Genomic DNA, 23206 nt, shown 5'->3' on the forward strand with positions numbered 1-23206 from the left:
CTCAGAGGCACGTACATCCTCCCGCGTGGTCGGCCGACCACTGGTCACGAGTCAGACCAGACCACTGGTCACGAGTCAACCACTGGTCACGAGTCAGAGGGAGGAACCGAGACCGTACAAGCTGTGACCACCGGTCAGTTCGCGGCCGGTGACCAGCTCCGGTTCGATGCGGATGAAGGCCTCCCGGGGCGAGGGCACCCAGGAGGGCGGCCAGTCCGTGACGAGGCGCCCCCGTTCGGCGGGGTCGGTCATCACGGAGGCGGAACCGGTCACGACGACGCTCCAGCCGGAGTGGGCCGCGGGGTCCACCTCGTCGGCCTCGAACGCCACGACCGCGCCGTCGATCGCGCGCGCCAGCTCGGAGGCGGCGGCGGTGCGCAGCAGCACCGCGCCGTCGCTGTCCACGCGGAAGTTCACCGGGAGCACCGCGGGCAGGGCGTGCCGCGTGTGGACGACCCGGCCCACCACGGCCGTGACCAGCAGCCGCAGGCATTCCTGCCGGTCCAGCTCCCGGAATCCGTCATTGCGGTACATCGGTCGATCCGCTCTCTCCGGTCCTGATCGAAGCGGCCGGCCGCTTCGGCATCGGCGCGCCGGCTCACTCGGCCGCCGTCACGGGGAGGACCTCGCTCCGCGGCGGCTCACCGAGGACGACCTTCAGAGCCCCGGTGTCGGCGGCCTGCGCGAAGACGTCGTACGCCTCCTGCATCTCCTTGAGCGGGAAGACGTGCGTCACCAGCTGGGAGGTCGGCAGCTTCCCGGCAGCGGCCATCTTCAGCAGGGTGGGCGTGGAGCTGGTGTCCACCAAGCCGGTGGTGACGGTCACGTTTTTGATCCACAGATCCTCCAGGTGCAGGGTCGCCGGCCTGCCGTGGACGCCCACGTTGGCGACCCGTCCTCCTGGCCGCACCATGCGGGTGCACATCTCGAACGTCTCCGGCACTCCGACCGCTTCGACGACCACGTCCGCGCCGAGCCCTCCGGTGAGGTCCGCGACCAGTTGCTCGGGAGCCTCCCGGGCATCCGCCACCGCCTCGGCTCCGAGTTTCCTCGCGGCCTCCAGCCTGGCCGGGGCGAGGTCCACCACGATGACGCGTTCGGGCGCGAACAGGCGGGCCGTGGCGACGGCCGCGAGGCCGACGGGGCCCGCTCCGACCACGGCGACGGTGTCCCCGGGCCGGACCCGGCCGTTCAGCACGCCGACCTCGTAGGCGGTGGGGAAGATGTCCGCCAGCAGCACGGCGTCCCTGCTCGCCACCGAGGCCGGCAGCGGATGCACGGACAGGTCGGCGAAGGGCACACGGACGTACTCCGCCTGAGTGCCGTCGATCAAGTGGCCGAGGATCCAGCCCCCGCCGCCCAGGCACTGGCCGTACACGCCCTCACGGCAGAAGCGGCACCGCCCGCAGGCGGTGATGCAGGAGACCAGCACCCGGTCCCCCGGCCGTACGCTCCGCACATCCGTACCGGTCTCGACGACCTCTCCGACGGCCTCGTGCCCCAGCACCGTGCCCGGGCGCACCTCCGCGACATCGCCCTTGAGGATGTGCAGGTCCGTCCCGCAGATCGTGACCGTGTCGACCCGGACGACGGCGTCGGTGGGCTCTTGGACGTCCGGGTCGGGCACCTCCTCCCAGGCCGAATGCCCGGGGCCATGGAAGACGTAGCCCTTCATACCGATCCTCACCCTCTCGGTGCCGGGTCCTGTCGCGGATTCGCCCGACGTGTCCAGGGTGGGCGGCGACGGCCGGGTCGCACATGGGCCGATCGGTCCCCCTCGGCCGACGGACCGGTGCCTGTTGGCCTGCACCGTGTGCCCGGCCCGGGCCGCGACGCGCTTCCCGCCCCCTCGGCCGCCCAGCGTCGTTCCTGACTGAAAGCCGCGGGTGCCGGGGTTTGTGTCGACGACTTCGACGTCGCTTCCGGGGCGGACGCGAGACCGATCGTGTCGGTGAGGATGCCGCGCTCGACGGGGCTGAGCGTCTGCTGTCGGCGAATACACCTGGCCGGGCGGTGATCCCGGTGCTTGGGTGCCGGTATGGAGATCCTGGTTCTGGGCGGAACGGCATGGGTGGCGCGGGACCTGTCGCGTCAGGCGATCGAACGCGGCCATGGGGTGACCTGCCTCGCGCGTGGCGAAAGCGGAGAAGTCGCGGACGGAGCGACACTGGTCGCCGCCGACCGGCGCGATCCGTCGGCGTACGAGCCCCTGCTCGACCGGGAATGGGACGCGGTCGTCGAGGTGTCGTGGCAGCCGGGCTTCGTCCGTGGAGCGCTCGATGCGCTGGGCTGCAGAGCCGGGCACTGGGTGTACGTCTCGTCCGGCAACGCCTACGCCTCCCACGCCGCGCTGGGGGCGGACGAGTCCGCGGCCCTGCTCTCCCCGACCGACCGGAGCGAGGTCGACCGCGAGTCGTACGGCGAGGCGAAGGTCGCCTGCGAGCAGGCGTCGACGGCCGCTGTGGGCGACCGCCTCCTCATCGCACGAGCGGGGCTCATCGGCGGCCCGGGCGATCACAGCGGGCGCTCCGGCTACTGGGCCGCCCGCGCGGCACGTGATCCGCGAGGGCCGATGCTGGTCCCCGACACACCGGCCATGCCCACCCAGGTGGTCGACGTGCGGGACCTCACCTCCTGGCTGCTCGACGCCGCGGAGAGGGGGACCACCGGCACATACGACGCTGTCGGCCCGGTCGTTCCGTTCGAGGAGTGGATCGAGTTGTCCCGCGCCTCCGGCGGGCACACCGGTCCGGTGGTCACCGCCGAGTCCGAGTGGCTGCTCGCCAACGGCGTGGCCCAGTACATGGGGCCGGAATCGCTGGCGATGTGGCTGGTGGAGCCGGGCTGGGAAGGGTGGTCGGCCCGGGACGGGTCCTCGGCGCGCGCCGCGGGGCTGCGTCACCGGCCCCGGGCTGAGATGCTGGCCGACACGCTGCGCTGGGAGCGCGAGCAGGGTCTGGACCGGGAAAGGCGCGCAGGACTCAGCGCGCAGCGCGAGCGCGAGTTGCTCGACGCCCTCGGTGGAGCGGGACGACGGCGGACGTGAGGCGGCGGCCGGCACGGTGCCGGCCGCCGCCCGACGGGAGGGACGCCCGGCCGGACACGCGCAGCGACGTGGGTGTCACCGGGTCGCGCTGCCCGCGACCCAGTCGTTCCACGACATGTTCCAGTCGCTGAAACCGTTGTCCGGGGCCGGCGTGGCCGTGTCCGCGGAGTTCTTGACGATCACGACGTCACCGATCAGCGAGTTGTCGAAGAACCAGGCGGCCGGCAGCGTGTCGTCCCCGCCACCCCTGAGATCCTTCAGCCCCACACAGCCATGGCTGGTGTTGGCCTTGCCGAAGACCGAGTCGGCACCCCAGTAGTTGCCGTGGATGAACGTGCCCGAGTCGGTCAGGCGCATGGCGTGCGGCACGGCCTGGATGTCGTACGCCGGCTTGCCGTCCTTGTTCGTGAGGCCGACGGTCGAGGCGTTCATGTGGATCTGCGGGTACTTCTCGGAGATGACCATCTGACCGTTGTACGTCGGGTGCTCGGGGCTGCCGGACGAGATCGGGACGGTCCTGATCGTCTTGCCGTCCCGTACGACGGTCATCTGCTTGGTCTTGGCGTCGACCGTGCTGATCTGGCTCCGGCCGATCTTCAACGTGACCGTCTTCTGCACACCGTGGGCGTTCATCCGCACGGTGACGGTGGAGCCGGGCTTCCAGTAGCTCTTCGGGCGGAAGTCCAGGCGGTGGCCGCTGAACCAGTGACCGACGACCTGCTGGCCGCTGCTGGAGCTGACCTGTATCTCCGACTGCACGGCGGCCTTGTCGCCGATCGCCTTGTCGAAGGTGAAGCTCACCGGCATGCCGACGCCGACGGTCGAGCCGTTCTCGGGGGTGAGGTGCCCGACGAAGTCGTTGGCCGGGGAGACCGTGGTGATCGTCGCGTTCTCGGTGACGGCGCGCCCCTTGGCGTCCTTGGCCTCCGCGGCGACCTGGTACCTGGTGGCCCGCTGCAGCCGGCCGGTCGCCTTCCAGGACGTGCTGTCCGCGGACAGCGTGCCCGGAACCTCGGTGCCGGCCGCGACCGCGGTCATGGTCACCTTGGTGAGCTTGCCGTTGCCGACGGTGACCTTGACGGGGGTGTCGGTTCCGACGTTGTGGACGCCCGGCCCGGGGGTGATCACTATTCGGGCGTCGGAGGCCTCCTGGGCGGGTGCCTGGGCCGTCGGCGCCTGCGAGGCCGACTGGCTCCCGGTGCCGTTTCCGCCGGTGGCAGCGCTGCTGGTGCCGCCGAGAGCGGTGAGGGCGACCACGCCGCCCAGCGCGCCGGCCGCAGCCACCATCCCGGTGCGTCGTTTACCTGCCGTGATCAAACGCTTCTCCCATGCCACTGGTCCTGGTTCCCTGGAGCAGGTCGCCCACAGGGAGCAACCAGCTATGAAACCAGCTATAGGCACTCATCCATCCTGAAAAGTCCAATTTGTGGCGAAGGGCACGTCTTCAGGGTGATCCCCGGCGTGCCGAGCCAGGACAGCGTCGGCCGGTTGCGCCTCCCGTCCGCGACGCGGCGATCCTGCTCGGCACCCTGGTGGACATCTTCGGCCGCGCCCCGGCGACCGAGGATGTGGCTGACGAGGGTGAGCGCATCGTGGTGCGGGCGCGGACTGCGCAAGCCGCTGCGATCACGCCGGGCGCCGCACCGCACTCGGACCATCGCCCGGCGGCCGTCCACCGGCACGTCGGCCGCTGTCCGCCGGCGGCAGGCGTGCGCCCTCCCCGCCGGTGCCCCGCACACCGGCCCCGCCCTGCGCGAGGTGAAGGCACACGGCAAAGGCCGAACATCGCTGCGGCGCCGTTTCAGCTCTGGGCGTCCGTGTCCCCCAGGCCCGCTTCGGCCAGCATGTGGCGCGCCACGACGCGTGCGCCCTCATCGCCCACGAGGATCGTGTAGTGGTTGACGCCGGGGACCAGCTTCGGCCGGACCAGGTGCGGGTCGAGGTGGGCGGCGGCGAGCCGCTGCTCGTCGTACAGGCCCTGCGGCTCGTCCATCAGACCGCGTTCGGCCCACAGCAGCACGGCCGGGCAAGGCAGCCGGTGGACGGCGCCGGACACCGCCCCGCCGAGCTGGTCGACACCGTCGGTGCGGACCGCCTCGATCCGGCAGGAGGACCGCAGTCCGGGCTCCTCCCCCACCAGGTCGCGCTGGATGTACGCGTCCACCCACGGCGACCACGCGGCGCGGAAGGCCGGGTGCTGCTGCCAGAACTCGCGGTAGGCCTGCCGGTCCGGGAAGGTCATCGACAGCCGTCGCATGGCCGGGCCGATCACCGAGGTGATCAGTTCGTCGGGGTCCAGGCCCTCCGGGACGGGGAAGCCCACGCCGCCGTCGACCAGCAGCAGCGCGGAGAGCAGGTCCGGGTGGCGCACCGCGGTGAGCGCCGCGGCGAAGGCCCCCATGGAGTGACCGGTCAGCACCACCCGCCCCAGGCCCAGCGTGTCCGCCACGGCGGCCATGTCGTCGGCGTGCGCCGCGATGCCGTACGGGCCGGGCAGCGTGCCGCTCGCGCCGCGGCCGCGCAGGTCGGGCGCGACCAGGGTGACCCGGCCCGCCAGGTGGTGGGCGACCCTGGCCCAGGTCAGGCCGTTGGCGGTGATGCCGTGCAGGGCCAGCACCGCCGGCGCGCCCGGGTCGGCCGCAGGCCAGCGCAGGACGGCCAGGTCACCGCCGGGCACCGGCACCCGCAGCTCCTCCGGCGGCACCGGGGCACCGCCCGGTTCCCCGGCTGAGGCGCCGCCGGCCGTCTCCTCGGACGGGGGTGTGCCGACGGCCCGGTCTTCGCTCACCTCGTGCTCGTCGCTCTTCGCTCGGTTCACGGGTTGGCCGCCTCCTTGTGAGCTGTGGTGGTGCGTGCGGCGCGCAGCCGCGCCGGCAGCCGGGCCATGCCGCCGGGCAGCAGGTATATCACCGCGACGAACAGCGCGCCGAGCAGGAACAGGGGCTGGGAGAGCGGTACCCGCAGCACGGCGGGCAGGCCGGCGACGGCACCGGAGTTGGCCAGGTCGCCGAGACGGTGGTCGGCCCAGGTGTAGAGGATGCCGCCGGCCATGGGGCCCCAGCGGGTGCCGGAGCCGCCCAGTACCACCATCACCAGCAGGGACAGGGTGAAGTCGGAGGTGGTGGTCTGCGGGGTGGCGCCGCCGGTCAGCAGCAGGTAGACGATGCCGCCGAGCGCGGCCAGAGTGCCGGCGAGGACGAAGGCGGTCAGTTTGAAGCCGTAGGTGTGCAGGCCGAGCACTTCCACGCGGCGCTCGTTCTCCTTGATGCCCTCCCAGACCCGCCCGGTGGGTGAGCGGACCGCCCAGTCGACGACGAGCAGCACCACTACGAGGTAGGCCAGCGCGATCCAGTACAGGTTCGCGGTGTGGTCGATGCCGACGAAGGCGCCGGGCATCTTGTCGGCGGGGGCGGCTCTGCCCTCCTCTCCGCCGGTGACGCCGCCGGGGTCACGCTGGACCAGGATCGAGCCGGCCTGCGCGAAGGCGAGCGTCACCATGGAGAATCCGATGCCGCTGACCCGCAGGCCGACCGCGCCCAGCAGGGCGGACAGCGCCACCCCGGCGAGCAGGCCGAGCAGTGCGGAGAGGGCGAACGGCAGGCCCGCCTCCAGCATCACGGTATTGGTGACGTAGGTGCCGGCGGCGAAGTAGAGGGCGTGGCCGAAGGAAAGCAGTCCGGTGCGGCCCAGCAGGAGGTCGTAGCCGGTGGCCAGGGCCCCGAAGAGCAGGCACAGGGCGAGGAGCTGGAGGTTGCCGGGGCTGCCGATGGGACCGTCCAGCAGGCCGGGGAGCGGCAGAGCGCTGTAGGGGGCGATGAGCAGGAGCGCCAGCAGCAGGGCCGGCCACCAGCGGGTGGCCCGGCGCAGCCGTTCGGTGCGGCCTGCGCGGGGGTGGTCCGCCGTGCGGGCCTCGCCGCGCGGCTGGGTGGCGGTGGTCATGCGAGTCTCCCGGTGAGCCCACGCGGCCGGACGAGCAGCAGGGCGGCGAGCAGGACGACGACGGCGAGGTCGCCGAGGCCTGCGGTGGTGTAGTAGTTGGCGAACTGCTGGACGAGGCCCACGGCGACCGAGGCCAGCGCGGCGCCGGTGAGCGAGCCCATGCCGCCCATCACGACGACCACGAAGGCGAAGATCAGCAGGGAGGTGCCCTGGCCGGGGTCGACCGAGCCGAAGTAGAGGCCGCCGATCGCCCCGCCGAGGGCCGCCGCCGCACCGCCGATGGCGAAGACCAGGGTGAAGGCCTTGCGTACGTCGATGCCGAGCGCGGTGACCATGGCGCGGTCCTCGACGCCCGCGCGGACCACGAGGCCGTGCCGGGTGCGGCCCAGGAACAGCTTGAGCGCGGCGAGGACCGCGAGGGCGGCGGCGATCAGCACCAGGCGGTTCAGCGGTACGTCGGCTCCCAGCAGCGCGAAGGTGCCGGACAGCGCCTCGGGCCCGGGGAAGGGCCGGGCGTCGGCGCCCCAGATCGCGGACAGCAAGGCCGGTACGGCCAGGCCGACGCCGACCGTGGCAAGGATCTGCTCCCGGGGGCGCATGTACAGCGGGCGGATGACGGCGAGTTCGAGCAGGACCGCGGCCAGGGTGCCGACGGCGGTGCCGAAGACCACCGCGAGGGCGAATCCGGCGCCTGCGCGTCCGGCGCCGGGCAGATGCCCGGAGGCGGCCCACCAGGTGCCGTACGCGCCGATGGACATGAGGGCGCCGTGGGCGAAGTTGAGCACGTCCATCAGGCCGAAGATGAGGGAGAGGCCCGAGGCGACCAGGAAGTACAGCGCGCCCAGGCCGAGTCCGGTCAGGGTGAGCAGGACGATGGTGGACATCAGGCGTCCGCCTCCGTGGTCCGGGCGGCGGGGTGTGCCGCGGTGTGTGCTGGTGCGGCGGGGGGTGACGTGCGGGCCTCGGCATGCTCTCGGGCCCCCTGGCCGCCTGCTGCGCCGTGTCCGACGCCGAGGAGGTTGCGGGTCGCCTCGGGGTCGGCGAGGAGTTCGGCAGCGGGACCGTGGTGCACGGTGCGGCCGTCCGCCAGTACCGCACAGTGCCGGGCGAGGCGGCGCACCACGGCGAGGTTCTGTTCCACGAGCAGTACGGGCACGGCCTCGGCGGCACGTTCCAGCACCTGGGCGACCTCGGTGACGACCTTGGGCGCCAGGCCCTTGGTGGGTTCGTCGGCGATGATCAGCCGGTTGCCGTTGAGGAGTGTGCGGGCGATGGCGACCATCTGCTGCTGGCCGCCGGACAGGGTGCCGGCGGCCTGCCGGGCGCGCTGCTTGAGCTCGGGGAAGAGTTCGTGCACCAGGCCGTAGGCGGGTTCGCCGGCTCCGGGGCGCTCGGCCAGGCGCAGGTTCTCGGCCACGGTGAGGGCGGCGAAGACGCCCCGGTCCTCGGGGGCGTAGCCCACGCCGCGGCGGACCAGGGCGTGGGTGGCGAGGCGTACCGTCTCCTGTCCGGCGAGCACGACGCTGCCGGTGCGCGGGACGAGACCGAGGATGCCGCGCACGGTGGTGGTCTTGCCGGCGCCGTTGCGGCCGAGCAGTGCGGTGGTTCCGCCGGCCGCCACGTCGAGGTCGACGCCGTGCAGGATGTGCCGGCCGCCGATGACGACGCGCAGGCCGCGCACGGTGAGCAGCGCTGTCGCCGGAGCGCTCGCGCGGGGTGCTGCGGGGGTGGTCACACCGCCTCCCCGAGGTAGGCCTGCTGGACGGTGGGGTCGGCCATCACGACGGTGGGCGTGTCCAGGGCCAGCAGCGTGCCGTGGTGCATGACGGCGAGCCGGTCGGCCAGGCCCAGCAGGACGTCCATGTGGTGCTCGACCATGAGTACGGTGCGGCCCTCTTCGCGGTGCAGCGAGCGGATCAGCTCGGTCAGGGCGGGCACCTCCTCGGCGCTCACGCCCGCCATGGGTTCGTCCAGCAGCATCAGCCGGGGTTCGCCGACGAGCAGGACCGCGAGTTCCAGTTTGCGTTTCTCGCCGTGCGAGAGGGAGTCGGCGGGGGTGTCGGCGCGGTGGGCCAGTTCGGTGCGTGCCAGCACCCGGGTGACCGGTTCGGCGTAGGTGTCGGCGCGCCGCCAGACGCGGTACGAGCCGCCTCCGGCTGCTTGGGCGGCCAGTCGCACGTGGTCGGCGACCGTCATGCCCGGCCACAGGCTGGAGGTCTGGAAGGTGCGGCCGAGGCCGCGGCGGGCGCGGGCGTAGGCGGCCTCCGTGGTGACGTCGGTGGCGTCCAGCTCGATCCTGCCGCGCGTGGCGGGGTTGATGCCGCTGATCAGGTTGAACAGGGAGGACTTCCCGGCACCGTTGGGGCCGATGAACGCGAGGAACTCGCCTTCGTGGACGTCGAAGGTGACGGAGTCGACGATGGTGGCGCCGCCGACGGTCCAGCCGACGTCGCGCAGTGCGAGGACGGGTGCGGGCGCCGGTGACGCGGTGGCCTCGCCGGCGGCCGGGGTCCCGTCGGCGCGCGGCGGCGCCGTGTTCGGGTCGGTCATCGGTTCAGCCCGCCGCCTTCTTCACGGGAGGTGCGACCGCCGCCATCTCCACGCTGTCGACCAGCTGCGGTTGCGCGGTGGCGCCTGCGCCCTTCAGCTTCGCCGTGAACATGGGCTGGAGCAGGGCGTGGTCCTCGGCGCGGATCTGCTCCTTGCCCTTGGGTCCGTCGAAGCTCCAGCCCTCCAGCGCCTTGACCATGGCGGAGGTGTCGGTGGCGCTGCCGGATTCGACGGCGTGGACGACCATCTGGGCGGCGGTGAAGCCGTCGGGGCTGAACAGGTCGGGGGTGCCGCCGGCCTTGGCGATGCCGTCGAGCATCGCCTTCTCCACCGGGTTGCCGCCGCCGGCGCCCGGGAAGTAGTGGGCGAGGAAGGAGACCTTGGCGCCCGCCGCGCCGAAGATCGGGTACGAGGCGGTGCCGGCGAGCCCGGTGACGACCTTTCCGGTGTCGAGCACGCCCTGCTGGTTCAGCGCGGTCCACAGCGCGGGTGCGGTGGCGCCCGCCCAGGCGACGAACACCAGGTCGGACTTGCCCGCCTTGGTCTGGCGGGCGAACGGAGTGAGGTCGGTGGCGCTCGGCGGAGCCAGCACGGAGTCGACCCGCGCGCCCTTCGCACCGAGCACGGCCTTCACCGCCGCCACGTTGGCCTGCCCGAACGCCGAGTTCTGGGCCAGCACGGTGACCTTCTTGCCCTTCGGGTCGCCGAGCAGCGAGCCGGCGGTCAGGGTGTCCTGGTAGGACTGGCGGCCGGAGCGGAAGGTGTAGGTGTTGACGCCGGTGAGCGCGTCGGTGGCGGCGGGGCCGCTGACGTACAGCACCTTGTTCTGCTCGGCCAGCGGCGCCATCTGCAGGGCCACACCGGAGTCGGTGGTCCCGGCGATGATCTTGTAGCCCTTGCCGACGAGTGTCTTGGCCGCGGCGACCGCCTTCGCCGGGTCGCCCGCGTCGTCCTGCTCGGTGACCTCGATCGGGTGACCGCCGGCCTTGTCGGTGCCGTGTGTGGCGTAGGCGAGGCCCGCTTTGAAGCCCTGTTCGTACTGCTTTCCGTAGGTGGCCAGCAGTCCGCTGCGGGAGTAGACCAGGCCGATCTTGACCGGGTCGGACGCCTTGTCGCCGGCGGAGGCGGTGCCGGCGGTGCCGGCCGAGGAGCAGCCGGTGACCAGGGCGCCCGCCGCGACCAGAGCGAGGATCGACACCGATCTGCTTCTGAGGGTGCCCGGAGTGTGAGAACGCATGATGGCCGGCTCCTGAGATGTGTCGCCCGCACGCGGCAGTCCGGGTGCCGTCTTCTGTCGAGGAGCGGCGTTCCGCGGTCCGCGGCGATGCAGTCGCGGTGGATGGTTGGCCGGAACGATAGGAGCGCTGTGCGACGGACGGCATGGTGTCGACCACCGTTGATGGAAGCGCAGTCATGGTGATGGCACACATGGCCGGGAGCGGCAACTGCCGCAAAGGTGAGGGCCACCGGTCTCCCCCGCCTGTCGGGCGGTGACCTGTCCGGCACACAGAACGGATCCCCGACGGGGAAGGGAACAGCATGGACAAGGTGGTGGACTCGGCCGCACAGGCGGTGGCGGACGTCCCCGACGGCGCGGTGCTCGCTGTGGGCGGTTTCGGCCTGTGCGGCATCCCGTCGACGCTGATCGGCGCGCTCGTCGAGGCCGGTACGTCCGGTCTGCGGGTGGTCTCCAACAACTGCGGCGTGGACGACTGGGGGCTGGGCCTGCTGCTGAGGGCGGGCCGGATCGCCCGGATGACCTCCTCCTACGTCGGCGAGAACAAGGAGTTCGCCCGCCAGTACCTCGCCGGTGAGCTGGAGGTGGAACTGACACCGCAGGGCACACTGGCCGAGCGGCTGCGGGCCGGCGGTGCGGGCATCCCGGCGTTCTACACACCGGCCGGCGTGGGCACGCAGGTCGAGTCAGGCGGCCTGCCCTGGCGCTACGCCCCCGACGGCAGCGTCGCGGTGGCCTCGCCGCCCAAGGAGGTACGGGAGTTCGGCGGCCGCCTCCATGTGCTGGAGGAGGCCATCAGGGCCGACTTCGGGCTGATACGGGCCGAGGTCGCCGACCGGCACGGCAACTGCGTCTTCCACGCGGCCGCACGCAACTTCAACCCGCTGTGCGCGATGGCGGGCCGGTTCACCGTGGTCGAGGCCGAACGCATCGTCGAGGCGGGCGAGCTGCCGCCGGACGCCGTCCATCTGCCGGGGGTCTACGTGGACCGGGTGGTCGCCGCCGACCCGTCGCTGGACAAGCGTGTCGAGCGCCGTACCGTGCGTCCCGCGCGGGCCGCCTCCGCGGGCGGCGCCGCTCACAGCCGTACGACCGCCACGCGCACCGCCACCGCCACCGCCACCGCCACCGCCACCGCCACCGCCACCGCCACCGCCACCGCCACCGCCACCGAGGAGAACTGACGATGCCGCTCGACCGGGACCAGCTCGCCGCCCGTGCTGCGCGGGAGCTGCGTGACGGCCAGTACGTCAACCTGGGCATCGGCCTGCCCACGCTCATCCCCAGTCACCTGCCCGAGGGTGTGCACGTGGTGCTGCACTCGGAGAACGGCATCCTGGGTGTCGGCCCCTACCCGCACGCCGGCGAGGAGCACCCCGACCTCGTCAACGCCGGTAAGGAGACGGTGACCACCGTTCCCGGGACGTCGTACTTCGACTCGGCGTTCTCGTTCGGCATGATCAGGGCCGGCCGGATCGACGTGTCGGTGCTCGGCGGCATGCAGGTGTCGGCCGGGGGCGACCTGGCCAACTGGATGATCCCGGGGAAGATGGTCAAGGGGATGGGCGGGGCGATGGACCTGGTCCACGGCGCGCGCCGGCTGATCGTGGTCATGGAGCACACCGCCAAGGACGGTTCCCCCAAGATCGTCGAGGAGCTGACCCTGCCCGCCACGGGCCGCCATGTCGTCCACCGGATCATCACCGACCTGGCCGTCATCGACGTCGTTCCCGGGGGACTGCGGCTGGTCGAGACCGCTCCCGGCGTCACGGAGGAAGAGGTCGCGGCCGCCACTGCCGCCCCGCTCCTGGTCCAGGACCATGCGGCCGAGGATCAGCCGGTGCGCGCGTAGACGTCTCGGCCGTTCGACGGAGCGCGGTCTGTCCGACGGAGCGCGGTCTGACGGGCCCGCACCGCAGCGAGCTTCCTCACGGGCACCGTCCATGAGGCGTGTCCGAGGTGTCAGTCGCTCCACAGCAGGTGCAGCCGGAGGGCGAGTTGCAGTTCCAGGGCTCGCTCGGGGCTGTTCCAGCCGGGTCCCAGCAGCGCCTGGATGCGGTCCAGTCGCTGCACGACCGTGTTGACGTGCACGTGCAGTTCTTCCTTGGCCCGGGTCAGGCTTCCGCCGCAGCCGAAGTAGGCGTGCAGGGTGCGGACCAGCTGGGTGCCGCGCTGGGCGTCATACGCCAGCAGCGGCCCGAGAGTGGCGTGGACGAACCCCTCCACATCGTGGTCCTTGCCCAGCAGCACGCCGAGGAAGCCGAGTTCGGCCGCGCACGCGCCGGTGCCGTCACGGGCCAGGACCCGCAGTGCGCGCAGACAGCGCGCCGCCTCGGCGTAGGCGTCCGCGATGGCCCTCGGTCCGGCGGCGGGCCCGGCGCCGGCCACCGTGACCGGGGCGCCGGTCAGCTGGGTGAGCTGCCCGGCGGCAGCGCGGGCGGCCTCGCCCGGCCCGTCGCCGTCGTGGGGAAGCAGCATCACCACCGCGCCGGCGTGTTCGGTGCTGACACTGCCACTGCCGAACACGTACTGCAGGGCGGCGCCCGCGAGCCGCTCCCGGACCGCGGCACCGGCCTCCGCGACCACCAGCAGATGGGGCCGGTTCAGTTCGACGCCCAGACGACGGCCACGGTCCACGAGGCCGACGGGGTCCCGGTCGGGCGCGTTGAGCAGATCGGTCATCAGGTCGCCGCGGACCCGGTTCTCGGTCTCGGCGACCGAGCGCCGCAGCAGGAGCAGCAGTGCCGTGACGACACCGCTGCGCTCGAACAGGCGCCTGTCGGGGCCGTCCAGGTCCGGCCGGCCGTGCAGCACCAGGCTGCCCAGCAACTCCTGCCCTGCCAGTACCGCACACACCCAGCGTCCGTCGCGCAGCACCGCGTGGGCCGTGGCGCGCGACTCCTCCGCGGCGGCCACCAGCGCGGCGGCCGTGTGGGCATCGCTCCCCTGGCTGCCGGCTTCCGCGCCACCGCCGCCCGGGCCGCCGTCACGGACGGTCGCGGTGAGCGGCCATCCGGCGCTGTCGTGGACGGTGACCTCCCCCTCCAGCAGACCGGCGACAGCGGCAGCCACGTCCGGGACGTCACCGCCCCGCAGCACCAGGTCGGTGAGCCGGTCGTGGGACTCCTCGGCCCGCTGCATGGCCGCGGAGTGCTCGCGGATCACGGCGTTGGCCTCGGCCAGTTCGGCCAGCGCGGCACGTGCGTCGGCCATGGCCTTGGCGGTGTCGATGGCGATGGCGGCGTGGTCGGCCAGCGAGCACAACAGGGCGACCTCGTCGGGCGAGAAGGTCCGGGGCGCGCGGTCGGCGGCGAAGAGCGCGCCGATGACCTTGCCGCCGCTGCCGGATCCCAGCAGCAGCGGCACGCCCAGGATGGCGACCAGACCCTCGTCCAGGACACCGGCGTCGATGCTGCCGGTGTGGCGGAAGCGCTCGTCGGTGCGGTAGTCCGGCGAGGCGTAGGGGCGCGCGGTCTGCGCGACCAGCCCGCCGAGGCCCTCGCCGAGCTGGAGCCGCAGGTTCTGGAACAGCTCGGACACCGAGCCGTCGGTGACCCGCATGTAGGTGTCCCCGGCCGTCTCGTCGGGGAGGGTGAGGTAGGCGGTGTCGGTGCCGAGCAGCATCCGGGCGCGCCGGACGATCGAGCGCAGTACGGCGTCCAGGTCGCGCAGTGCCGCGAGGTCCCCGGCGGTGTCGAAGAGGGCGGTCAGCTCCGCCTCCCGCCGCCGGTGCTGGCGCAGGGTGCCGCGCACGCGCAGCGCCGCGGCGGCGGCCTGCTCGACCTCCGTGACGTCCCGGGGGTCGGCGCCGCCGCTCCGCACCGCGGCGACGACGGCGCCGAAGTCGTCGGGCGGGGCGTCCGCGGCGAGGAGCTCGAACAGCCGGCGCAGGTGGGAGGCTGTGGAGGGGGTCTTGTCTGGCATGGGCGGACCGTCGGTAGGGGGTTGGCGGGGATGTGGTGCGGAAGGACGTCCGGGTGCCTGACCGGGCGGACGCAGTCCCTGGTCAGGCACCCTGCCCTCAGCTGTCAGCCGGCAGGGGAGGTCTGCCGGTCTCCGGCGGCTCGTGCGGTGTCCGCGTCCGGTTCGACGGCGGCCAGGTCGCTGCCCCGGGTCTCCCGGGCGACGGCGACGGCGACGACGGTGATCACGGCGGACAGGGCGACGTAGACCGAGATCGGGACGGAGCTGCCGTAGGAGCCGAGCAGCGCTGTGGCGATCAGCGGGGCGGGCGCGCCGGCGGCCACCGAGGAGAGCTGGGCGCCGATGGAGGCGCCGGTGTAGCGCATCCGGGTGGCGAACAGTTCGGAGAAGAAGGCCGCCTGCGGTGCGTACATGGCGCTGTGGAAGACGAGGCCGACGGTGACGGCCAGGACGAGCGCGGGGAAGGACCTGGTGTCCAGCAGACCGAAGAAGGCCCAGGACCATGCGCCGACGCCGACCGCGCCCACCAGGTAGACCGGCTTGCGGCCGATCTTGTCGGAGAGGGCGCCGAACAGCGGGATCAGGCAGAACTGCACGGCGGAGCCGATCAGAACCGCGTTGAGGGCGGTCTGCTTGCCGAGGTGGAGGTGCTCGACGCAGTACGTGAGGACGAAGGCGGTGATCACGTAGTAGGAGATGTTCTCGGCCATCCGGGCGCCCATCGCGACCAGGACGTCGCGCCAGTGGTGGCGCAGCACGGCGACGAAGGGCAGCTGGTCCTTCTTCTGCCGGGCCTTGCGCTGCTCGGCCTTGGCCAGTGCCTCTTTGAACAGGGGCGACTCGTCGACGGACAGCCGGATCCACAGCCCGATCATGACCAGCACCGCGGAGAGCAGGAACGGCACGCGCCAGCCCCAGGAGTCGAAGGCGTCGTCGCTGAGCGTTCCGGTCATCAGGGACAGGACGCCGACGGCGACCAGGTTGCCTGCCGGGGCGCCGCCCTGCGGCCAGGACGCCCAGAATCCGCGCCGCCGGGCGTCGCCGTGCTCGGACACCAGCAGCACCGCGCCGCCCCACTCGCCGCCGAGCGCGAAGCCCTGGACCAGCCGCAGGGTGGTCAGCAGCAGCGGGGCGGCGACGCCTATGGTGTCGTAGCCGGGCACGCAGCCGATCAGCGCGGTGGAACCGCCCATCATCAGCAGGCTGATCACCAGGAGCTTCTTGCGGCCGACGCGGTCGCCGAAGTGCCCGAACACCACGGCGCCGAGCGGCCGGGCGGCGAAGCCGATGGCGTAGGTGAGGAAGGAGAGCAGGGTCCCGGTCAGCGGATCGGAGTCGGGGAAGAACACGCGCCCGAAGACCAGGGCGGCGGCGGACCCGTAGAGGAAGTAGTCGTACCACTCGATGGTGGTGCCGATGAGGCTGGCCACGACGATCTTGGTCAGGCCGCCCGGTGTCCGGGGGGTGCCTGTTTCGTTCACGACGTTGTGAGCGCTGGGCATGATGTCACCGTTTCGGAGTGAGGGATGAGCGGACCCGGCCAGGGCGGGTGGAGCGGACCGGGAAAGGGGTGCGGCGCCGGGGCCGGCGGACGGACGCTGTCCTGGTGATCCGCCCGCCGGAGCCGGGTGACGCCGCCGGCGGCTCGCAGGCGGCTCGGGCCGGGGCCGTCAGTGGGCCGTCCAGCCACCGTCCAGGGGAAGGGAGACGCCCGTGACGTAACCGCTGCGTTCGGTGCACAGCCACAGGGCCGCCGCGGCGACCTCGGCCGGTTCGATCAGCCGCTTGATCGCGGTGCGCTCGAGGAAGACCTTCTCCATCACGTCCGCCGCCGAAATGCCGTGGGCCGCCGCCTGGTTGGCGATCTGGTCCTCCACCAGCGGGGTGCGGACGTAGCCGGGGTTGATGCAGTTGCTGGTCACGCCGTGCGGGGCGCCTTCCAGGGCCACCACCTTGCTCAGCCCCTCCAGGGCGTGCTTCGCCGTGACGTACGCCGACTTGTAGGCGCTGGCCCGCAGGCCGTGCACCGAGGAGATGTTGACCACCCGTCCCCATCCGCGGGCGTACATGTGCGGCAGGGTGCGTCGCAGGATGCGGAACGGCGCCTCCACCATCACTCGCTGTATCAGCGTGAAGCGCTCCGGCGGGAAGTCGTGGAGGGGAGCCACGTGCTGCAGGCCCGCGTTGTTCACCACGATGTCGGCATCGTCCGGCAGTGCGTCGACGGCATCGGGGACGGAGAGGTCGACGACCACAGCCGTGCCGCCGATCGCCTCCGCGACCTCCTTGGCGGCTTCCGCGGCCCGGTCCACGACGTAGACCTCGGCGCCGGCCGACGCGAAACCCTCGGCGCAGGCCCGGCCGATCCCACTGGCGGCGCCCGTGACCAAGGCCTTGCGGCCGGTGAGGAATCGGGTGGTGGCCGGGGCGGACGCGGCACCGGCGAGGGGTTCGGCGCACTGGGGCGAACTCTCGAGGGAGCTCTTGGTGCTTTCCATGGGGGAACACGGTAAGGAGGAACCCCTGGTCGAGACATGTGGGACGCAGACATATTTGCGAGGCCCGAAGTGGGTATCAGCGCCACGACTCAGGGATGTCTGCGCTGCCGGAGCCGACGGCTGCCCGGCCGGTCCGGGGTACGGGGGCCGTCCCCCGGATCCGGGGTACGCGGGCCGTCCCTGCGTTCGCGGAGCCTTCCGTCTGGCACGACCAGCTCGCGCACGCCATGTGCAGGCGCCCCACTCCCGGTGCGGTGCTGCTGGTTGTCCCTGCCATGTCGCGGGTCGGCGGCCGGTCGTACGGTCCGCTGTCAGCAAGCCGGTACGTCAGCCTGCCGGGGCACGGCATCGCGCCCTGACAGGCAGGGGACGAGCCCGGTCGTCCGTGTGCGCTGCCGTGGCATGACGGCGTGCCGCCCCCACCCCTCCCCACTCCCCTTCTTTGGAGCTGCCCCATGCCTTTCCCCACCGTGCGCAGGGTTCTCAGGCGCACCGCTGTGGCCGCCGCGCTCGCCGCCGGCGTCGCCGGCATGAGCCTCATGGCGCCCCTCGCCGGCACGGCCGCGGCCGCCGGCACCCTCCAGCAGGTCACCAGCTTCGGTTCCAACCCGGGCAACCTGGCGATGTACGAGTACGCCCCGGCCGGCCTGCCCGCCAACGCGCCGCTGGTCGTCGCCCTGCACGGCTGCACCCAGTCGGCGAGCGACTACCACTCCCATTCCGGCTGGCAGAAGTTCGCCGACCAGTGGGGCTTCGCCGTGGTCTACCCGCAGACCAGCCCGGCCAACAACAGCATGTCCTGCTTCAGCTGGTTCGACTCGGCCAAGGACACCCGCGGCAAGGGCGAGGCGGCGTCGGTCAGGCAGATGGTCGACACCGCCGTGGCCCAGTACGGCTCCGACCGCAGCCGGATCTTCGTCACCGGTCTCTCCGCCGGCGGCGGCATGGCGGCCGACCTGCTCGCCGACTACCCGGACGTGTTCGCCGGCGGCGCCGTCGACTCCGGACTCCCCGCGCAGTGCGCCACCACCCAGACCGCAGCGTCCGGCTGCCAGTACAGCAACCAGAACCTCACCGCGAAACAGTGGGGCGACAAGGTCCGCAACTCCTACCCCGGCTACACCGGACCGTGGCCGCGCGTCGCGATCTGGCAGGGCTCCTCCGACACCACCGTCGCCCCCGTCAACGGCACCGAACTGCGCGACCAGTGGACCGACGTCCGGGGCATCAGCCAGACACCGTCCGCCACCCGGAGCCTGCCCGGCAACACCACCGAGACCACCTACAACGACGCCACGGGCAAGCCCGCCGTCGCCCTCTTCACGGTCTCCGGCATGGCCCACGGCCTCGCCGTCGACCCCGGTTCCGGCGCGGACCAGTGCGGCAGCACCGGCACCTACTACCTCGACACCATCTGCTCCAGCTACCACACCGCGAAGTTCTGGGGTCTGGACAGCTCCGACGGCTCGGGCGGCGAAGGCTCGCTGCCGGCTCCTTCCGGAGTCTCGGTCACCTCGACCACCGACACCGGCACCTCACTGTCCTGGAACGCCGTGAGCGGCGCCGCCTCCTACAACGTCTACCGCAACGGCACCAAGGTCGCCTCGCCGACCGCGACCTCCTACACCGACACCGGGCTGTCCGCGGGCACGTCCTACAGCTACACCGTGGCCGCCGTCGACTCCGCCGGGGCCGTGGGCACCGCCTCCGCGCCGGTCACCGCGACGACCAGCGGCTCCGCCCCCGCGCCCGCGTGCTACACCGACGACAACTACCACCAGGCCAAGGCCGGCCGCGCCCACCAGAGCCTCGGCTACGCGTACGCCAACGGCTCCAACCAGAACATGGGCCTGTACACCCTGGCCGTCACCCACACGTTGAAGGAGACCGGCCCCGGATACTTCGTCATCGCCGACTCCGGCTGCTGAACGAAAGACGGACGGCCGGTCGCTCACGCGAGCCGTCCGACAGACCCTCGCTGGTGGCCACCGGCAGATCCGCCGGCCCACTGACCGCAGCACGGCACCGTGGCCGCCCGCCGGCCGGGCGGCCCCCTCATACCGGTCAGCTGCCTTCTGGAGTCCGCGGCTCTCAAGCGTCTCGTCGACCCCGAAGAGGTGGCCGGGGCGGTGGCCCTCCTGTGCGGTCCCCAGGCAGCCGCCATGACCGGCACGGACATCGTCGTCGACGGAGGCTGGAACGGCCCGCTGAGAAGGTCCGCCCAGGGATGACGGCCGGTCCGCCGCGGAACCACGACCGGCTCCCGGGCGCCCGCCGTGCCGCCCCGCCCGGGCCGGGGCCGGGTGCCGGCCCGGACCACCGCGATGACTGGATCTCCGCAGCACCGTCGGGCACTCTCGCCGGCCCCGGAACTCCGCTACGCGCGATTCGAGTGTGCAGACACTTGATTCGAGCGCTGGTACCCAGGATCATGCTTGAAACGAGCACGATCCTGCCGTTCGGGCAGGGGTGAGAGGTTGACCATGGACGACATCGACCGGGCCATCCTGCGGGAGCTGCAGGTCGACGGCCGGATTCCCTATGCCGAGCTGGGGCCGAAGGTGGGGCTGTCGCCCTCGGCGGCGAGGCTCCGGCTGCAGCGGTTGATCGACAGCAAGGCGGTGCAGGTCGTCGGCGTGACCGATCCGATGACCATGGGGCAGCAGGCGATGGCACTCCTCGGCCTGCGCGTGGACGGCGATCCCCGCGCGGTCGCCGATGAGCTGTCCCGGCACGACGAAGTCGTGTACACGGTCCTGACCTCCGGCAGCTTCGAACTCTTCGCGGAGGTCGTGTGCCGTCAGCCCCGTGACCTTCTCGACTTCATCAACGATGTCGTGCGGCCCGTCGAGGGCGTCGCATCCGTGGAGAACTTCCCTTACTTCGCGATCCACACGCACCGCTTCCTGTGGCACGTGGCCTGAAGGCACCGAACCGCCCGGCCCGCCCGCCCATCACACCAGCCGAGGAACGCGCATGCCGCACGACGAGCACCGCACCATCGACTTCTTCGCCGAGGGCGCTCTTCCCGCACCGCGGACGACCCGGGCCGAGGCCGAGCACATCGCTGCTCAGTGCCTCGGGATCGACGCACGAGCCGAAGCGCTGGGCAGCCAGCAGGACGCCAACTTCCTGCTCCGTGACGAGGCCGGGGCGACGGCGGCGATCCTGAAGATCGCCAACCCTGCCTTCGGCACTGCGGAGATCGAGGCCCAGGACGCCGCGGCGGACCTGGTCTCCTGCGTACACCCGGAACTGCGTGTCGCCACCGTACTGCGGCGTCCTGACGGTTCCCCGCGTCGTGCCGTGGTGGACACCGAGGGCGGGCCGGCCGTCGCGAGGCTGCTGCGGTACCTGCCCGGCGGGACCCTCTCGGGGCCCCGGCACCTGTCCCCCGGCACAGTGGCGGCCATGGGCGCGGTCGCCGGGAAGGTCAGCACCGCGCTGCGGGACTTCCGCCACCCTGGCCTCGACCGTGTTCTCCAGTGGGATCCGCGGTACGCCGATCGCGTCGTCGACCGTCTCGCCGGGCACATCGGCGAGCCCGAGCGGCGCGCCGCGGTCCGTGCCGCGACCGCCGATGCCTGGGCACACGTCCAGGAGGTGGCCGATGCGCTGCCGACGCAGGCCGTGCACCTGGACCTCACCGACGACAATCTGGTCCGTGCGCCCGAGGGGCATCCGCCCATGCCGGACGGTGTCATCGACTTCGGAGACGTGACCGAGAGCTGGGCGGTCGCCGAACTCGCCGTGTCGGTCTCCTCGATGCTCCATCACGACGGGATCGAGCCCCATCACGTGCTGCCGGCCGTCCGTGCCTTCCATGCCGTCCGGCCGCTCTCCCCGGTGGAGGCGGAGGCGTTGTGGCCGCTCGTGGTACTGCGCGCCGCCGGCCTGGTCGTCAGCGGGCGCCACCAGGCCGCTGTCGACGAGGACAACGCCTATGCCAAGGCGGCGCTCGGCCGCGAGTGGCGGATGTTCGAGCAGGCCACGTGTGTGCCCCTTGCGGTGATGATCCGCCTCGTCAAGGACGCGTCGGGCCTGACCGGCGTACCCGCCCGGGCCGTTGCACCTGCGCACCCTCTCGTACGGGACCTGGCCGCCGAGGACATCGCCCTCGTCGACCTGTCCACCGACGCCGATTCCATGGACTGCGGAGCCTGGACGGACTGCGGCACCGAGGCCCGGCTGGCGGCCACCGCGCTCGCGGGCGGAGCGGCTGCGGTCGCCACCCGGTACGCCCAGGCCCGGCTCACCAGGGCCCCGGCGCTGTCGGCCGTTTCCGCAGCCACGGTGCCCACCGGTGTCGACCTGTGGTTCGGCCGGGCCTGCCACGTACAGGCTCCCGCCGCGGGGGAGGTCCTCGTCGCCTCACCAGGACAGGTCGAGATGACCTGCGGCTCACGGGTGCTGTCCTTGTCCTTCCCGCGCACGGTCCGGCCGCTGGTCCCGGCCGGCTCGTCCGTCCGGGCAGGTGAGGACATCGCGCACCTCCCCGCCGGAGCGCCGGTGCGCGTCGCACTGCGCGAGTCCGCCGGCCCTGCCGTCCCTCCCCTGGTCCGTCCCGAGTACGCCGCAGGCTGGCTCGCGCTCACCGCCGACCCTGCCCCGCTCCTCGGGCTGCCCGCCACCAGCCACACGGGGCACCGTGACCTCCTCGACCGGCGTCAGGCGGCGTTCGCGACCGTGCAGGAGCATTACTACGCCGACCCTCCCCGTATCGAGCGAGGCTGGCGTCATCACCTTCTCTCCACCGACGGCCGCTCGTACCTCGACATCGTCAACAACGTCACTCCGCTGGGCCACGCCCACCCCCGCGTCGAGCAGGCAGCTTCCCGGCAGCTGCGGCGGCTCAACACCAACTCCCGTTTCCACTACGCGTCGGTGGTGGAGTTCACGGAGCGCCTGGCCGCCCTCCTCCCCGAACCCCTGGGCACCGTGTTCCTGGTCAACTCCGGTTCCGAGGCGGTGGATCTCGGCCTCCGGCTGGCGATGGGGGCCTCCGGACGGCACGACGTCGTGGCACTGAGAGAGGCGTACCACGGCTGGACGTACGCCTCCGACGCGGTGTCCACTTCGCTGCAGGACAACCCGAACGCCCTGGCCACCCGGCCGAACTGGGTGCACACCGTGGACTCGCCCAACTCCTACCGCGGCCGGCACCGTGGAGCGCACGCGTCACGCTACGCACCCGAGGCGGTCGCGGTGATCGACGCACTGGCCGCTTCCGGCCACCCGGCCGGGGCGTTCATCGGCGAGACCTTCTACGGCAACGCCGGCGGAGTCGCCCTGCCCGACGGCTATCTCGCCCAGGTCTACGCGGCCGTCCGCCGGCACGGGGGCCTGACCGTCGCCGACGAGGTCCAGGTCGGCTACGGCCGGCTCGGGCACTGGTTCTGGGGCTTCGAGCAGCAGCGGGTCGTCCCCGACATCGTCTGCGTCGCCAAGGCCATGGGCAACGGCCACCCCCTCGGTGCCGTCATCACTTCCAGGGCGGTCGCCGACCGCTACCGCGAGCAGGGCTACTTCTTCTCCTCCACCGGCGGCAGCCCGGTCTCCAGCATCGTCGGCCTCACCGTCCTGGACACCCTGCGCGACGAGGACCTCCAGGGCAACGCGGTGCGCGTAGGCGGTCACCTGAGACGTCGGCTGGAGGCACTGGCCGACCGCTACGGCATCGTCGGCGCCGTCCACGGCTCCGGTCTCTATCTCGGCCTCGAACTCGTCCGGGACCGCACCACGCTGGAACCCGCCACCGATGAGACCGCCGAGCTCTGCGACCGCATGCTCGACCTCGGCGTCATCGTCCAGCCCACCGGCGACCACCTCAACATCCTGAAGATCAAGCCGCCGCTGTGCATCGACACCCGTGCCGCGGACTTCTTCGCCGACATGCTCGACCTGGCCCTCACCCAACTCGGTCACGGCCGCACCTGGTGAGTCCGGACCCGGCGTCGGCGCTTCGCGGTCCGGCGCCGAGTGACGCTCCATCCGCCGGCCGGCGGCCCGCCG

General features: G+C 72.3%; 18 protein-coding genes and 1 pseudogene. 7 read left to right on the forward strand and 12 right to left on the reverse strand.

Features of this window, described 5'->3' with window-relative positions:
- Nucleotides 1-93 precede the first annotated feature (93 nt).
- Nucleotides 94-534, reverse strand: a complete 441-nt coding sequence (locus tag AC6I72_RS00550) for a pyridoxamine 5'-phosphate oxidase family protein (protein ID WP_497998556.1) — start codon at nt 532-534, stop codon at nt 94-96.
- A 64-nt stretch (nt 535-598) separates the two neighbouring features.
- A complete protein-coding gene (locus AC6I72_RS00555; RefSeq protein WP_497998558.1) occupies nt 599-1675 on the reverse strand; it encodes a zinc-dependent alcohol dehydrogenase family protein in 1077 nt (358 codons plus the stop codon).
- A 363-nt stretch (nt 1676-2038) separates the two neighbouring features.
- Here AC6I72_RS00555 and AC6I72_RS00560 point away from each other — a divergent pair, with 363 nt between their 5' ends.
- Complete coding sequence (locus tag AC6I72_RS00560; RefSeq protein ID WP_497998559.1) at nt 2039-3046, forward strand: NAD-dependent epimerase/dehydratase family protein; 1008 nt, start codon at nt 2039-2041, stop codon at nt 3044-3046.
- A gap of 75 nt (nt 3047-3121) precedes the next feature.
- Here the strand turns inward: AC6I72_RS00560 and AC6I72_RS00565 are convergent, their stop codons facing one another.
- The 7 genes from AC6I72_RS00565 to AC6I72_RS00595 all read right to left on the reverse strand — a co-directional run bounded on the left by AC6I72_RS00565 (nt 3122) and on the right by AC6I72_RS00595 (nt 10772).
- Nucleotides 3122-4333: a L,D-transpeptidase gene (locus AC6I72_RS00565; protein WP_497998561.1), complete on the reverse strand. Its 1212-nt coding sequence runs from the start codon at nt 4331-4333 to the stop codon at nt 3122-3124.
- 514 nt (nt 4334-4847) lie between these two features.
- Complete coding sequence (locus AC6I72_RS00570; RefSeq protein ID WP_498004542.1) at nt 4848-5750, reverse strand: alpha/beta fold hydrolase; 903 nt, start codon at nt 5748-5750, stop codon at nt 4848-4850.
- A gap of 110 nt (nt 5751-5860) precedes the next feature.
- Nucleotides 5861-6985 carry a branched-chain amino acid ABC transporter permease gene (locus AC6I72_RS00575; protein ID WP_497998563.1) on the reverse strand — a complete coding sequence of 375 codons (1125 nt, stop codon included), beginning with the start codon at nt 6983-6985 and terminating at the stop codon, nt 5861-5863.
- On the reverse strand, nt 6982-7869 hold the full coding sequence (locus AC6I72_RS00580; RefSeq protein WP_497998565.1) for a branched-chain amino acid ABC transporter permease: 888 nt from the start codon (nt 7867-7869) through the stop codon (nt 6982-6984). Before AC6I72_RS00580 ends, AC6I72_RS00575 begins: the two co-directional genes overlap by 4 nt.
- Nucleotides 7869-8666 carry an ABC transporter ATP-binding protein gene (locus AC6I72_RS00585; protein WP_498004543.1) on the reverse strand — a complete coding sequence of 266 codons (798 nt, stop codon included), beginning with the start codon at nt 8664-8666 and terminating at the stop codon, nt 7869-7871. The genes AC6I72_RS00580 and AC6I72_RS00585 overlap by 1 nt, the downstream gene beginning before the upstream one ends.
- A gap of 50 nt (nt 8667-8716) precedes the next feature.
- Nucleotides 8717-9535: an ABC transporter ATP-binding protein gene (locus AC6I72_RS00590; RefSeq protein ID WP_497998566.1), complete on the reverse strand. Its 819-nt coding sequence runs from the start codon at nt 9533-9535 to the stop codon at nt 8717-8719.
- 4 nt (nt 9536-9539) lie between these two features.
- Nucleotides 9540-10772, reverse strand: coding sequence for a substrate-binding domain-containing protein (locus tag AC6I72_RS00595; RefSeq protein WP_497998567.1), 1233 nt, complete (start codon nt 10770-10772; stop codon nt 9540-9542).
- Nucleotides 10773-11074: 302 nt separating this feature from the next.
- Between AC6I72_RS00595 and AC6I72_RS00600 the strand changes: the two genes are divergently transcribed.
- A complete protein-coding gene (locus AC6I72_RS00600; RefSeq protein WP_497998568.1) occupies nt 11075-11956 on the forward strand; it encodes a CoA transferase subunit A in 882 nt (293 codons plus the stop codon).
- Nucleotides 11957-11958: 2 nt separating this feature from the next.
- Nucleotides 11959-12624, forward strand: a complete 666-nt coding sequence (locus AC6I72_RS00605) for a 3-oxoacid CoA-transferase subunit B (protein WP_497998569.1) — start codon at nt 11959-11961, stop codon at nt 12622-12624.
- Nucleotides 12625-12734: 110 nt separating this feature from the next.
- On the opposite strand, the gene AC6I72_RS00610 is transcribed toward AC6I72_RS00605, so the two are convergent.
- The 3 genes from AC6I72_RS00610 to AC6I72_RS00620 all read right to left on the reverse strand — a co-directional run bounded on the left by AC6I72_RS00610 (nt 12735) and on the right by AC6I72_RS00620 (nt 17194).
- Nucleotides 12735-14696 carry a helix-turn-helix domain-containing protein gene (locus AC6I72_RS00610; protein WP_497998570.1) on the reverse strand — a complete coding sequence of 654 codons (1962 nt, stop codon included), beginning with the start codon at nt 14694-14696 and terminating at the stop codon, nt 12735-12737.
- Nucleotides 14697-14800: 104 nt separating this feature from the next.
- Nucleotides 14801-16198, reverse strand: coding sequence for an MFS transporter (locus AC6I72_RS00615; protein WP_497998571.1), 1398 nt, complete (start codon nt 16196-16198; stop codon nt 14801-14803).
- A gap of 168 nt (nt 16199-16366) precedes the next feature.
- Nucleotides 16367-17194, reverse strand: coding sequence for a 3-hydroxybutyrate dehydrogenase (locus AC6I72_RS00620; protein ID WP_497998572.1), 828 nt, complete (start codon nt 17192-17194; stop codon nt 16367-16369).
- Between the two features lie 455 nt (nt 17195-17649).
- Between AC6I72_RS00620 and AC6I72_RS00625 the strand changes: the two genes are divergently transcribed.
- The 4 genes and pseudogenes from AC6I72_RS00625 (at nt 17650) to AC6I72_RS00640 (ending at nt 23134) form a co-directional block, all read left to right on the forward strand.
- A complete protein-coding gene (locus AC6I72_RS00625; RefSeq protein ID WP_497998573.1) occupies nt 17650-19122 on the forward strand; it encodes an extracellular catalytic domain type 1 short-chain-length polyhydroxyalkanoate depolymerase in 1473 nt (490 codons plus the stop codon).
- A gap of 144 nt (nt 19123-19266) precedes the next feature.
- A pseudogene (locus tag AC6I72_RS00630) lies at nt 19267-19425 on the forward strand (SDR family oxidoreductase); the annotation flags it as partial.
- Between the two features lie 252 nt (nt 19426-19677).
- On the forward strand, nt 19678-20118 hold the full coding sequence (locus AC6I72_RS00635) for an Lrp/AsnC family transcriptional regulator (RefSeq protein WP_497998574.1): 441 nt from the start codon (nt 19678-19680) through the stop codon (nt 20116-20118).
- A gap of 52 nt (nt 20119-20170) precedes the next feature.
- Nucleotides 20171-23134 carry an aminotransferase gene (locus AC6I72_RS00640; RefSeq protein ID WP_497998575.1) on the forward strand — a complete coding sequence of 988 codons (2964 nt, stop codon included), beginning with the start codon at nt 20171-20173 and terminating at the stop codon, nt 23132-23134.
- Nucleotides 23135-23206: the final 72 nt, after the last annotated feature.

This window comes from Streptomyces sp. Xyl84 (genome assembly GCF_059731885.1).

Bases quoted from the DNA above. Each gene is read 5' to 3' on its own strand.
- AC6I72_RS00605 (WP_497998569.1), top strand. From the start codon at position 11,959: ATGCCGCTCGACCGGGACCAGCTCGCCGCCCGTGCTGCGCGGGAGCTG.
- AC6I72_RS00625 (WP_497998573.1), top strand. From the start codon at position 17,650: ATGCCTTTCCCCACCGTGCGCAGGGTTCTCAGGCGCACCGCTGTGGCC.
- AC6I72_RS00620 (WP_497998572.1), bottom strand. From the start codon at position 17,194: ATGGAAAGCACCAAGAGCTCCCTCGAGAGTTCGCCCCAGTGCGCCGAA.
- AC6I72_RS00610 (WP_497998570.1), bottom strand. From the start codon at position 14,696: ATGCCAGACAAGACCCCCTCCACAGCCTCCCACCTGCGCCGGCTGTTC.
- AC6I72_RS00555 (WP_497998558.1), bottom strand. From the start codon at position 1,675: ATGAAGGGCTACGTCTTCCATGGCCCCGGGCATTCGGCCTGGGAGGAG.
- AC6I72_RS00560 (WP_497998559.1), top strand. From the start codon at position 2,039: ATGGAGATCCTGGTTCTGGGCGGAACGGCATGGGTGGCGCGGGACCTG.
- AC6I72_RS00595 (WP_497998567.1), bottom strand. From the start codon at position 10,772: ATGCGTTCTCACACTCCGGGCACCCTCAGAAGCAGATCGGTGTCGATC.
- AC6I72_RS00565 (WP_497998561.1), bottom strand. From the start codon at position 4,333: ATGGTGGCTGCGGCCGGCGCGCTGGGCGGCGTGGTCGCCCTCACCGCT.
- AC6I72_RS00550 (WP_497998556.1), bottom strand. From the start codon at position 534: ATGTACCGCAATGACGGATTCCGGGAGCTGGACCGGCAGGAATGCCTG.
- AC6I72_RS00635 (WP_497998574.1), top strand. From the start codon at position 19,678: ATGGACGACATCGACCGGGCCATCCTGCGGGAGCTGCAGGTCGACGGC.
- AC6I72_RS00600 (WP_497998568.1), top strand. From the start codon at position 11,075: ATGGACAAGGTGGTGGACTCGGCCGCACAGGCGGTGGCGGACGTCCCC.
- AC6I72_RS00640 (WP_497998575.1), top strand. From the start codon at position 20,171: ATGCCGCACGACGAGCACCGCACCATCGACTTCTTCGCCGAGGGCGCT.
- AC6I72_RS00575 (WP_497998563.1), bottom strand. From the start codon at position 6,985: ATGACCACCGCCACCCAGCCGCGCGGCGAGGCCCGCACGGCGGACCAC.
- AC6I72_RS00580 (WP_497998565.1), bottom strand. From the start codon at position 7,869: ATGTCCACCATCGTCCTGCTCACCCTGACCGGACTCGGCCTGGGCGCG.
- AC6I72_RS00615 (WP_497998571.1), bottom strand. From the start codon at position 16,198: ATGCCCAGCGCTCACAACGTCGTGAACGAAACAGGCACCCCCCGGACA.
- AC6I72_RS00590 (WP_497998566.1), bottom strand. From the start codon at position 9,535: ATGACCGACCCGAACACGGCGCCGCCGCGCGCCGACGGGACCCCGGCC.